We start from the raw sequence: 12,268 nt of genomic DNA, 5'->3' as shown, positions 1-12,268 counted from the left end.
ACCTTCAGCCCATTGTAAGAGCCACCATCAGAGGGGTTATGCTTTTCCAGAATCGTGTGCTTCACACCTTGTCGACTATCGCACTGTTCCACTTTGTGCTCGCAACTCCTGTCGCTCTGGCCGAAACGACGACAGAGCAGCCCGAAGTCCGTGATGACGGACCAACGGCACCGTCAGAGCCCTTGCCCGAAGACGAGAACGTGCAGGATGTCGTGGACTCCGAACCACGGGCGGACGATGTGGCCCCGAACATGGACCTGAAAGAGGTGCAGCCACTCCCGGAAACCAAACCCGAACCGGAAACGCTGCCGGAGACCGAGGCCTCAACCAGTGTCGAAACCCCCTCGGCGCCCGCCAAGACATTCACTCTGCTCGGGAAAAAGGTACTGCCTGGCACATCTACCCGACTGGCCTGGTCTCCCGGCATCCAGATCGCCGGCCTGTCGCAGATGACGCCGGTTCTGGTGGTCAATGGCGCCCATGCCGGCCCCACCCTGTGCCTGACTGGCGCGATTCATGGCGATGAACTCAATGGTATCGAGATTATCCGCCGCACCATGTATGACCTGGACCCGGACAAGCTGACCGGGCGGGTGATTGGCGTGCCCATCGTCAACCTGACTGGCTTCCAGCGGGGCAACCGCTATCTGCCGGACCGTCGGGACCTGAACCGTTACTTCCCCGGCCACCCGGAAGGAACCCTGGCCGACCGCATGGCCCATTCCCTGTTCCAGAACGTGATTCGCCATTGCGACATGCTGGTGGACATCCACACCGGGTCCCTGAAGCGGACCAACCTGCCCCAACTGCGGGCCGACATGAATCATCCGGAAGTGGCCAAATTCACTCGCGGGTTTGATGGCATGGCGGTGGTCCACAGCAGTGGCTCCGACGGCATGCTGCGCACGGCGGCCACGGAAGCGGGCATTCGGACGGTCACCATGGAGGCGGGTGAGTCCCTGCGCATCCAGGAGCATCAGATCAAGGCCGGCGTGAACAGCCTCAACAGCCTGATGGAAAAACACGGCATGATTTCCCGCATGTTCGTGTGGGGCGATCCGGAGCCGGTCTACTACGACTCAACCTGGGTTCGGGCGGACCACGGCGGCATCCTGTTCAGCGACATCGAACTCGGTGACAAGGTATCCCGGGGGCAGATCATGGGGTACGTGGCCGACCCGATCACCAACAAACAGCACCCGATAAAGGCCACCGCCGACGGCCGGGTGATTGGTATGGCGGTGGATCAGGTGGTGATGGCCGGCTTTGCCGCTTACCACATTGGCACCGAAGCCCAGGTGCCCGGGGAGTAGCATGTCAGCGCCGCCACGTTCCTTTGTCCTGGCGTATGTTGGGCTGGTGCTCACGCCCCTGTTCTGGGCTGGTAATGCCGTGGTGGCACGGGGAACGGTGGAAAGTATTCCGCCACTGTCCATGTCCTTCTGGCGCTGGGTCATTGCCCTGGCCATCCTGCTTCCCGTGGGGCTACCCGGCGTCTGGCGCCATCGTAAGGTGATCCGCCAGCGCCTGGGCTCACTGCTGGCCCTGGCCACGTTCAGCGTGGCGGCATTCAACTCGCTACTGTACTACGCGGCGGTGACCACCACCGCCACCAACATTGCGCTGATCAATGCCACTATTCCCATTTTCGTGGCCCTGCTGGCCTGGCTGCTCCTCGGGGATAAAACCCGCCCATTGCAGATCCTGGGTATCGTTCTGGCGCTGCTGGGCATTGCCACGGTGGTGGCGCGGGGCGATCTGGCCGTGCTTACCGGCCTGCAGGCGCAGCCGGGGGATCTGATCATGGTGGCCGCTGTGTTCAGTTGGGGGCTGTTTTCAGTGCTGCTCCGGCGCCAGGCGGTGCCGCTGCCGGCCCTCACCTTCCTGACCATGCAGATCCTGCTGGGCACGCTGATCATCCTGCCGTTCTACCTGCTGGATGTGTTTTTCTTCAGCGGCGGCTTTGAGGTGTCCCGGCAAACAGCGCTGCCCCTGGCGTACTTCGCGATTTTCCCGGGCATCCTGGCGTACGGGTTCTGGAACCACGGCGTGCACACCATCGGTCCGGGACGTGCCGCCATTTTCATGTACCTGACGCCGGTGTTCGCGGCCGTCCTGGCGGGCGTCTTTCTGGGTGAAACCCTGGGCATGCCCCACGTGGTCGGCGGGCTGCTGATCCTGGCCGGCCTGATCCTGGCGACCCGGCCCGGGCGATCACCGCTTCCCGCTCAACGCTGACGGCGGGCCAGGGCATCTTCGATCTGGCCCAATACCTGTTTCAGGGTGTCCCGTGGGCACCCGATGTTCAATCGCATAAAGCCGCTGCCGGGTTGTCCGAAAGAAATCCCCGGATTCATGCCCACACCGGCTTCCTGCACAAAGAAACGTTTGAGCCCGGCATCGTCCAGGGTTAGATCCCGGCAATCCAGCCACATCAGATAGGTGCCCTCGGGTGCCGCTGTGCGTAGACCCGGCAGTTGCCGGTTCACAAATGCCTCGACAAAATCCCGGTTGGCCTGCAGGTAGGCCATGAGTTCATCCAGCCAGGGGCCACCCTCCCGATACCCGGCTTCGAAACCGGCGATGCTGAACGGGTTGCACTGGGGCAGGTGCATGGAGGCAAATACCCGCTTCATGGCCTGGCGGCGTTCGGCATCCGGGATCACCAGCGCGGACAGGCCCAGGCCGGGCATGTTGAAACTCTTGCTGGGCGCGACGGCGGTCACAATGGCATCCCCCGGGCCGGCCAGGGAAGCCAGCATGGTATGGCGCGGCTTGTCCGGAAACACCAGGTCGCAGTGAATTTCATCGGAGATCACCACCAACCCGTGCTTGCGGGCAATGGCCAGCACTTCGGACAATTCCTCGGCCGACCACACCCGACCGACCGGGTTATGGGGGGTGCAGAGCATCAAAATACGCGCTTCCGGCCGGGCGGCGCATTGCTCAAGGTGGGCCAGGTCCATGCGGTATTGGCCAGTTTTATCGTCCCGGACCAGCGGGTTCTCGATCACTTCACGGCCGCTGTCCCGTACCGAGCTGAAAAACGGCGGGTACACCGGCGGCTGGATAATCACCCCTTCGCCCGGCTCGGCGTAGGCCATGCAGGCCGCATGCAGCGACGGCACCACGCCGGGGGCCATCAATACCCAGTCGCGCTCTATTCGCCAGTCATGGCGCTCGGCGAACCAGTCGATCATGGCCTGGTACAGGCTCTCCGGAAACAGGGTATAGCCGTACACCGGGTGCTCGGCCCGCACCTTGAGTGCCCGGGTGACCGCCTCCGGCGCCGCGAAATCCATATCCGCCACCCACACAGGCAGAATGTCCTCACGGCCAAACACGGCCTGGCGGGCGTCGAATTTGACGCTCTGCGTGTGTTCACGGGAAATCGGCCGGTCAAACGCTGATGTCACGGTGCTCTCCTGTTGCTTTGGCTCGGGTGCCTATTTGGACTTGCCCGCCGGTTGGTTAATTGCGAACCTAAGCGCTTTTACAGTGGCCGGCTCGGAACTTTTTATGATCGCCCAGATACTGTCAACAATGCTACCGGTGTTCCTGATCGCCGGTTGTGGTGCCCTGTATGGTCGGTACCGCACGCCCGACATCCAGGGCCTGAACGTCCTGAACATGGAACTGTTCGTGCCCATGCTGGTATTCGCGGTACTGGCCGACCAGCAGGCGCCTCTCCAGGATTACGGCTGGCTGGCCCTGGCCGGCACGGTGATCGTACTGGGCTCCGGGGTGATTCTCTACCCGCTGGCCCGGGTGCTGAAACTGAACCTGAAAACCTTCCTGCCGCCCATGATGTTCAACAACACCGGCAACATGGGCATTCCCCTGCTGGTGTTGGCCTTTGGCGAACAAGCCCTGCCGGCGGCCATTGTGCTGTTCATCGTGGAAATGCTGCTGCACTTCTCCGTCGGCCTGCACATACTTGACCCTCATACCTCCATTATCCGACGCCTGCGCCTGCCCATTGTCTTCGCCAGTATCGCCGGGCTGGCGGTCAACCTCAGTGGCGTCGCCCTGCCGGAATGGCTGATGGAAGCGCTGAACATGTTGGGTGAGGTGTGTATCCCGCTGATGCTGTTCGCCCTGGGGGTACGCATGCTGGAGGTGGACTTCAGCGACTGGAAACTGGGCATGCTGGGCGCCATCGCCTGCCCCGCCAGCGGCCTGCTCCTGGCCTGGCCCATGATCGCCCTGCTCGACCTGCCCCCGCTGCAGGTGGCCAGCCTCTGGGTGTTCGCCGCCCTGCCCCCGGCGGTACTCAATTATATGGTGGCCGAACAGTACCAGCAGGAACCCCACAAGGTGGCATCGCTGGTATTATTGAGCAACCTGGGCAGCCTGGTAGTGATGCCGTTGGTGCTAGCGCTGGTTTTTTCTGCAGGGTACGCATGAGAGTAAACGGGTGGGCCTTCCCGCTTACTCGACCCCGGATTACAAAGGAAAGTAAAAAAATATGTCTGAAACGGTTGCCGTGGTGCGCGCCACCCGCCCCAATTTCCTGATTCTGGCGCCCCTGTGCGCCGGCCTTGGCCTGGCCGTGGCCTGGCAGCAAGGCCAGCCACCCGCGTTGCTGGATACCCTGCTGGTGTTCGTGGGCGCGTTGCTGGCCCATGCGGCGGTCAACCTGCTGAACGAATACGAGGATTTTATCTCCGGGCTGGACAAGATTACCCGGCGCACACCCTTCTCCGGCGGCAGCGGCGCACTGCCCGAAATCCCCTCCGCCGCCCGTCGGGTGTTATTGGCAGGATTGGGCACCCTGGCGCTGGTCATCGGCATCGGCCTGTACTTCCTGTGGCTGCGCGGCCTGCCCATGTTCGTACTGGGTGCGGCCGGCGTGGTGCTGGTGCTCACCTACACCCGCTGGATTACCCGTTCGCCCCTGCTGTGCCTGCTGGCGCCGGGCATCGGTTTCGGTCCGGTGATGGTGTTGGGCAGCCTGATTGCCCTGGGTGCCCAGCTCGACGCCACGGCACTGGTCTGCGCCACCGTGGCCTTGCTACTGACCAGTGAACTGCTGCTGATCAACCAGATTCCCGATGCCGAAGCAGACCGGCAGATCGGCCGTCGGCACCTGGTGATCACCCTTGGCCCCCGCGTGGCGAGCCGGATCGTGGCGGCCTTGCTGCTGGCCAGCTACGGATCGATTGGTATCGCCGCCAGCGCCGGCCTGCTGCCCGCCTGGAGCCTGCTGGCCCTGTTACCATTGCCAGTCGCCGTCTGGATCAGCTGGCGCCTCCCGAAGGCCCTGGAACGCCCGGAAGCGCTCAACCCGGTACTGGGCTCAAACGTGGCCGTGTTGCTGGCCACGCTGGCGCTCCTGATGGTCGGCCTCAGTCTCTGAGACGAAACACACTGACCCGCGAGCGCAGCTGATCGGCCAAGACCGCCAAATCGTGGCTGGAACCGGCCACCTGATCCGAGCCGGCGGACGTTTCAATGGTGGCATCGTGAATCCGGGCAATGTTGCGGTTCACTTCTTCGGCCACCGAACTCTGTTGCTCGGCGGCGCTGGCGATCTGAGCATTCATATCATTGATGGACGACATCTCCTCACGGATCCGGGCCAAGGCAGTCTCCGCCTCCGTGGTTTTCGCCACGGTGTCGCGGGCCAGCTCACGGCTGCTCTCCATCTCATCGGTGGCCTCACTTGCACCACTTTGCAGTTGCCCGATCATGTCCTGGATCTCGCGGGTGGACTCCTGGGTGCGGGAAGCCAATGAACGGACCTCATCGGCCACCACCGCAAAGCCTCGACCATGGCTGCCGGCGCGGGCTGCCTCAATAGCCGCATTCAGCGCCAGCAGGTTGGTCTGCTCGGCAATGCCGTTAATCACTTCAATGATCTTCTCAATGTTGCCGCTATCCTCGGACACCCGATGCACCGAGACTGCCGCCTCCTCCAGCTTGTCCGCCAGGCGGGTGATAGACGCTGCCGTGTCGGCAACCACCCGGTTGCCGGTTTCCACTTCGCCATCCGCTTTTGTGGTGGCAGTGGCGGCATTGGCGGCAAACCCGGCCACCTCATTCACGGTGGTGGCCATCTCGTTCACCGCCGTGGCCATCTGCTCGGCTTCCTTGGCCTGGGTGCGAATCTGTCGGCTGTTGTTGTCGGAGGTTTTCTCCAGCTCGCCAGAGGCCTTGGAGAGCTCCTCAGAGGCCGCACGAACCTCCCGGATAATGCCGGTCAGTCGGTCCATGGTGTTGGCGAGGGCGCCCATTACACTGTCCGGGTAGCGGGTATCAACCACCTGGTCGAGCTGGCCGTCGGCCAGGCGGCGGATAACCTCTGCGACTTCTTCAGGCTCTGCGCCCAACACGCGCTTGAGTTTGCGAATAATGACAAACGCCACCAGGACGCTGAGCACCACCGCCACGGCCGTGACGCTGACAATCACGGTATTAAAACCACTGGCCGCAACGCGAACCTCATTCAGGTCGGCGGCGGCATCGCTTTCCTGGTGGTCGATAAACGCGTTCACCCGGTCCAGCCATTCACTGTAAGCCGGCGAAACCTCGTTCAACAAAAACTGGCGGGCCGCTTCAGGATTATCATTGCGCCGGCGCTCGATCACCTCGTCGGTCAGCGCCAGGGTGCGCTTTTCAATCGCCTGGATGGCCGTCAGCAGTTTTCGCTCCTGCTCCGTAGCACCTCGCTGCCGGAACATGTTTGCCATTTTTTCGGCATTGTCGGCATACATGCGGGCCAAACGGTCAATATCGCGCAGATGTTTCTGTAAATCCGCATCGTTGTTCACCAGGACGGCATCCCGGATGGCGATGGCACGATCATGCACACTGCCACGGAAGTTGATCGCATAACGTTGCTTCAGCGCCGCACCTTCGTTCACTGACGTCAATGTGCTGTCGATAAACCCCACACGCTGATTGCCGATCACGGTAATGACAACCATCAAAGACACAATCAGGCCGAAACCAAACGCCAGGCGCTTGGCAACCGTAAGCTGCCCAAACATAAGTATGCTCCAGATCCAGGAATTGGTTGGAAGAGTCTACGATAGCGACAGGAAATGGATCTCATTTTCAACGAAAGTTTTTATATATGAAGGTAATTGGAGGTATCTCTACCACGGTGGAATCAACGGTCCTTGCAACAACCATCACTTTCGCCGATGGTTAAGAGATCTGTCTGTTTTCATTCATGATATGGAGGCTTTTCCATGAGCGTTCTGTTCCTGGTGCTCACCGCCCTGGTACTGATCTATTTCAGCATTGGCGGCAAAACCGCGGCCCTGGTTCTGTCGATTGCCACACTCATCGGGGTTGCCCAGGACGATTGGCACGTCGTCAGTTTCCTGATCGGCGGCGTTCTTCTGGCATTGGCGTTGTTGGTGGTATTGCCCGGTGATTTGCGCCTCGACAAACTCAGCCGCCCGCTGCTGGGCTGGGTTCGCAGCCGCCTGCCTAAGCTTTCGGACACCGAGCGCGAAGCCCTCAATTCCGGCTCGGTGGACTGGGATGGCGAACTGTTCTCCGGTCAACCGGACTGGAACAAGCTCATGGACTACCAGCCGGCCCACCTGACCAGCGAGGAGCAGGCCTTCCTGGACGGCCCGGTGGAAGAGCTGTGCGGGATGCTAGACGACTGGCAGATCACCCACGAGGACTACGACCTGCCGGAAAAGGTCTGGCAGTTCATCCGGGAAAAGGGCTTTTTTGGCCTGGTGATCCCTAAGGAAGACGGCGGCATGGGCTTCTCGGCCACCGCCCACTCCGAAATCGTGATGAAGATCTCCACCCGCAGTGTCTCGGCCGCCGTCACCGTGATGGTGCCCAATTCCCTGGGCCCGGGCGAACTGCTGATGCATTACGGCACGGATGACCAGAAACAGCACTACCTGCCCCGCCTCGCCGGTGGCCAGGAAATTCCCTGCTTTGCCCTGACCTCGCCGGTGGCCGGCTCCGATGCCGGTGCCATCCCGGACAAGGGCATCGTCTGCAAGGGGCAGTGGAACGGCAAGGAAGTGCTGGGTCTGAAAGTCACCTGGAACAAGCGTTACATCACCCTGGCGCCGGTGGCCACCCTCATTGGCCTGGCCATCAAGGTGTATGACCCGGAACACATGCTGGGCGATCGGGACGAGATTGGCGTGACCTGCGTACTGGTTCCCAGGGATACCGACGGTGTGCACGCCGGCGCCCGCCACCTGCCCATGAACACGGTGTTCATGAATGGGCCCACCTGGGGAGAGGAAGTGTTTATTCCCATGGAGCAGGTGATCGGTGGCCAGGACATGCTGGGCAAAGGCTGGAAAATGCTGCTCGAATGCCTGTCCATCGGCCGCTCCATTTCCCTGCCGGCCCTGGGCACCGGCGCCGGCAAACTGGCCAGCCTGGCCACCGGCTCCTACGCCTACACCCGCGAGCAATTCGGCCGCTCCATCAGCCAGTTTGAAGGCGTTCAGGAAGCGTTGGAGCCAGTCGCCGGCTACACCTACATGATGGATGCCGCCCGGCTGCTGACCTCCGGCATGCTCGACCGGGGCGTTCGCCCCTCGGTGCCATCGGCGGTACTGAAATACCGCAACACCGATCTGATGCGGGAAGTCATCAACAACGCCATGGACATCGTGGCTGGCCGAGGCGTGATCACCGGCCCCCGCAACTTCCTGGCCCGGGCCTACCAGGCGGTGCCCATCGGCATTACCGTGGAAGGCGCGAACATCCTCACCCGCAGCCTGATGGTGTTCGGCCAGGGTGCCATTCGCTGCCATCCCTTCATTGTCGAGGAAATCGAAGCAGCAGGGATGGAAGACCCGGACCGGGCGGCTAAAAAGTTCGATGGCATCTTCTACCGACACCTGGCCCACACCACCCGCAACGCCCTGCGGGCACTTGTGCTTGGCCTCTCCCGGGGTTGGTTGGAAGGCGTACCGCGCCAGGGCGACATTCAGAAATACTACCGCCAGCTGGCGCGCTTCTCCGCCGCCTTTGCCCTCATGACCGACGTCACCCTGCTGTCCGTCGGCGGTGGCCTGAAGGCCCGGCAGCGCCTATCCGGCCGGATGGCGGACTGCCTGGTACACCTATACTACGCCACCGCCGTGATCAAACAATGGCACGAGGAAGGCTATCCCGACGACCAGCGGGATCTGGTGGAATGGAGCCTGGAAACCTGCCTGCGGGATCTGCAAGGCGCCATGCGTGACGCCATCATCAACTTCCCGGTCCCAGTCCTGCGCTGGCCGTTGCGGCTGCTGGTGTTCCCGCTGGGTGCCACCGGCCTGAACGGCCCGAGCGACAAACTGGGCGCCAGGGTTGCCGCCACCATTGTGGAAGACACCCCGGTACGCCAGCGCATCAGCCGTGGCACGTTCATCAACCCCGATCCACAGGACCCACTGGGGCGGGTGCTGAACGCCTACAAACTGGCCAACGAAACCGCCGGTTCAAGAAACCGTCTGCACGAGGCCCTGCGTAACCGGGACGAAGACGAACTGGGCGGGATTGATCTGCTGATGGGCCACCAGCGCAAGGAACTGGTGGACTGGGCCTGCGCCCAGGGCGTTGTGAAAGCCGACGAGTGTCCGAAGCTGGAAGAGGCGCTGACGGCCCTGTATGACGTGATTCGCGTGGATGCGTTTGATGCCGATGGCCTGAAAGAGCTCTCTGACTGCGCTCGAGGCAAGCGGCGGGTGGTGGAACGTCAGGCCCGACAGTAGCGGACCGGATCAACCGGTGCCCGGAGAACCCCGGGCACCGGCATTTCAGTGGCCGTTCTCCAGGATGTCCACAATCTCCCGGGTTTCCTTAATAATCGTGTAAACCCTATCTTCAATATGGACCCGCTGACGGTGCGGACTGATGTCGTAGACCCGCCCGTAATCCAGATAGCGGTGATCCAGATGATCCCCAACGTGGATCTTCTTTTGCCACCCCGGCGGCAAGGGTTCACCCCGCTCCACCTTCTTTTCCAGGCCGGGCGGCAGGCCCTGTTGAGTCGGCGGCTCCGCCAGGGCCGAAAGCGGCAATGCCACCGCCACCACACACAATGATCGACGCAACCATTTCATAACAAACTCCATTCACTATTTGCTGGCAGAGTACAAACAAAACCGCCGTAAAACCTGAAACCGGGATTACAGTTCTGACACCCAATCCTCGAGCTCATTCACTGCGCAACCCGCCCCGGATGGCCTCGTCCACCAGCCATCGCCGCAGCATCTGAATCCCCTTCTCCCGTCGCCGACTCGTCTTCCAGGCAAAGTAGAACTTGTCCCCGGTAATCACCGAATGGGTCGGCAAGCGCACGAAATCCGCCGAATCCTTCCGGGTACTGAGCATGTAATCGTTGGTCAACGCGATCCCCTGATGAAACCGGGCCGCTTCCAGAGCCAGCAGCATGTGGCTGAAATGCTGAACCCGGGCACTATCCGGAATTGGCTCCCCCACTTCCCGATACCAGGCCTCCCAGTCGCCGGCGGCTTTATCGAAAATGCTGTGGGTCGACAACAATGGAAACCGCGCCACATCCTCCGATGACAGCGGCTGTTCATCCCGCCCCTCCGGCCCTTCCCGGCCCAGTTCCCGCCGGATGCGCTGCCAATAATCCTGACTGCACACCGGAAACAGTCGCTCTGTGTACAAATGCTCGTAACTGTAGGCCGGCACCGTCGGGTGGATGGTGATAAAACAATCCGCCACCCGCTCCGACAGCACCGGGTTCTCACTGCTCATCTCCAGCGCCAGATCAATCTGCGGATGCAACCGCTGCAACTCAGGCAACCGGGGCACCAGCCAGCGCACCGCAAACGAACTGAACACGGACAACCGAATCCGCGACTGTTCATGCCCCAGCAACTGCTCACTGGCCCGCTCCACCTGCAACAGCGCGGAACTGATGGCATCAAAATACTGCCGCCCTTCATCGGTCAGCGTCACCGAACGCCCGGACCGCCAGAACAGCTGCTCGCCCAGGTAGGTTTCGAGCTGTTTGATCTGGTGACTGACGGCGCTTTGGGTAATCGCCAGCTCTGCGGCGGCGGCTGAAAAGCTCTTCAGGCGGGCAACGGTTTCAAAGACGGGTAAGGCTTTCAAAGGGGGAAGCTTCATGTATCGAATTTTCTAATAGATAGGCAACAATGATCATTTCACCAAATACTAGCAGACTCGTAGACTCACCACCCCAGTTCAGGGAGCGGGTTGGGGAAACGGCTTCCGAAAATGTTCGTAGCCATGGATGGCGGAGACAAGCGTACAAGGATGTATTTACAGCGGTTTTCGGAAGCCGTTTCCCCAACCCGCTCATGCACCCAAGCATGAAGGTCAAGGGAGGTTAAAAAGAAGTGTCAGGAAAAACCGTCAACAGCGCCATCCTGCTGCTGGTCATTGGCAACGCCATGGCCATTGGCTCGGATGTATTCATCAAAACCCTGGAACCGGGCGCCCCGATTTTCCAGTTTGCCTTCATGCGCTGCCTGTTGACCCTACTGTTCCTGCTTCCCCTCATCGGCAAGCTGAACCGTCGGCACCTCTTTGACGGCCTGAAAATCCACACCATCCGCTCCCACGTGCACCTGGCCGGCATTGTCTGCATGGTCATCGCCCTGACCAACCTGCACCTCGCAACGGCCAACGCCCTGTTCTATGGCGCTCCAATCCTGGTCATGGTGCTGTCAGCCTTTATCTTCCGGGAAACCCTCACCCCGTTGAGCGTCACCGCCGTCTTCAGCGGATTCGCCGGCATTATCGTCATCCTGCGTCCAACGGAAGTGAACTGGGCTGTGCTGGCCGCCCTGGGTTCCGCGCTCGCGCTGTCCGTGAACGCCGTCATGGTCCGCCAGTTGCCCAAAACCCAGAGTACTGTGCATAAGCTGTTTCTCAACTATCTGCTTATCGTTCCGGCAGCCGCCGCGTTGGCTTTGTGGGAAGGTGCCACCTGGAACACAGGCATGCTCATGAACGCCGCCGGCTCGGCTTTGATGATTCTCGGCTACAACATTACCGTACTTTTGGCCTACCACCAGGTTGAAGCCAACCTGGTCACCAGCGCCGAATACACCGGCCTGATCTGGGCCGTGGCCATTGGTTGGATCTGGTTTGGCGAAGTACCGGACATTTGGTTTATGGTGGGAAGTCTGATGATTGTCGTGCCATTGGTACTGATCGGACTGCGACAAAAGCAGCGTCAGAAATTAGTATAAATTTTTTTCAATTTTAGCTATAAATACCTATGGCTATGGTACAGTCGCCTTTTGTTATAGACACAATCCCAAAAAACCAACAGTAACTC

At 61.0% G+C, this 12,268-nt stretch carries 10 protein-coding genes; 6 read left to right on the top strand and 4 right to left on the bottom strand.

The features are described from left to right. The first annotated feature begins 38 nt into the window (after positions 1-38). On the top strand, positions 39-1,313 hold the full coding sequence (locus BY454_RS09165; RefSeq protein WP_104415416.1) for a succinylglutamate desuccinylase/aspartoacylase family protein: 1,275 nt from the start codon (positions 39-41) through the stop codon (positions 1,311-1,313). 1 nt (position 1,314) lies between these two features. Beyond that, complete coding sequence (locus BY454_RS09160) at positions 1,315-2,238, top strand: DMT family transporter (protein WP_104415415.1); 924 nt, start codon at positions 1,315-1,317, stop codon at positions 2,236-2,238. Here BY454_RS09160 and BY454_RS09155 read toward each other — a convergent pair. Beyond that, positions 2,229-3,416 (bottom strand): MalY/PatB family protein, encoded by a 1,188-nt coding sequence (locus tag BY454_RS09155; RefSeq protein WP_104415414.1) that lies wholly within the window; start codon positions 3,414-3,416, stop codon positions 2,229-2,231. The two genes, BY454_RS09160 and BY454_RS09155, sit on opposite strands and share 10 nt — an antisense overlap. Before the next feature lie 103 nt (positions 3,417-3,519). On the opposite strand from BY454_RS09155, the gene BY454_RS09150 reads away from it, so the two are divergent. Both BY454_RS09150 and BY454_RS09145 read left to right on the top strand, forming a co-directional pair. Continuing rightward, complete coding sequence (locus BY454_RS09150) at positions 3,520-4,407, top strand: AEC family transporter (protein ID WP_104415413.1); 888 nt, start codon at positions 3,520-3,522, stop codon at positions 4,405-4,407. Positions 4,408-4,468: 61 nt separating this feature from the next. Continuing rightward, positions 4,469-5,359 (top strand): prenyltransferase, encoded by an 891-nt coding sequence (locus BY454_RS09145; RefSeq protein ID WP_104415412.1) that lies wholly within the window; start codon positions 4,469-4,471, stop codon positions 5,357-5,359. On the opposite strand, the gene BY454_RS09140 is transcribed toward BY454_RS09145, so the two are convergent. Continuing rightward, positions 5,349-6,992, bottom strand: a complete 1,644-nt coding sequence (locus BY454_RS09140; RefSeq protein ID WP_104415411.1) for a methyl-accepting chemotaxis protein — start codon at positions 6,990-6,992, stop codon at positions 5,349-5,351. The two genes, BY454_RS09145 and BY454_RS09140, sit on opposite strands and share 11 nt — an antisense overlap. Positions 6,993-7,196: 204 nt before the next feature. Here BY454_RS09140 and BY454_RS09135 point away from each other — a divergent pair, with 204 nt between their 5' ends. Continuing rightward, positions 7,197-9,698, top strand: coding sequence for an acyl-CoA dehydrogenase (locus BY454_RS09135; RefSeq protein ID WP_104415410.1), 2,502 nt, complete (start codon positions 7,197-7,199; stop codon positions 9,696-9,698). A 45-nt stretch (positions 9,699-9,743) separates the two neighbouring features. Here BY454_RS09135 and BY454_RS09130 read toward each other — a convergent pair whose 3' ends face one another. Beyond that, entirely contained in the window at positions 9,744-10,049 is a 306-nt protein-coding gene (locus BY454_RS09130; RefSeq protein ID WP_104415409.1) for a hypothetical protein, read from the bottom strand. A gap of 94 nt (positions 10,050-10,143) precedes the next feature. Further along, positions 10,144-11,088 carry a LysR family transcriptional regulator gene (locus tag BY454_RS09125; protein ID WP_104415408.1) on the bottom strand — a complete coding sequence of 315 codons (945 nt, stop codon included), beginning with the start codon at positions 11,086-11,088 and terminating at the stop codon, positions 10,144-10,146. Between the two features lie 233 nt (positions 11,089-11,321). On the opposite strand from BY454_RS09125, the gene BY454_RS09120 reads away from it, so the two are divergent. Continuing rightward, positions 11,322-12,179 (top strand): DMT family transporter, encoded by an 858-nt coding sequence (locus BY454_RS09120; protein WP_104415407.1) that lies wholly within the window; start codon positions 11,322-11,324, stop codon positions 12,177-12,179. Positions 12,180-12,268: the final 89 nt, after the last annotated feature.

This window comes from Marinobacter persicus (assembly GCF_002934325.1).
Classification (GTDB): domain Bacteria; phylum Pseudomonadota; class Gammaproteobacteria; order Pseudomonadales; family Oleiphilaceae; genus Marinobacter; species Marinobacter persicus_A.
The sequence above is the reverse complement of the archived record's forward strand: the minus strand, read 5'-3'. Positions and strand labels throughout refer to the sequence as shown.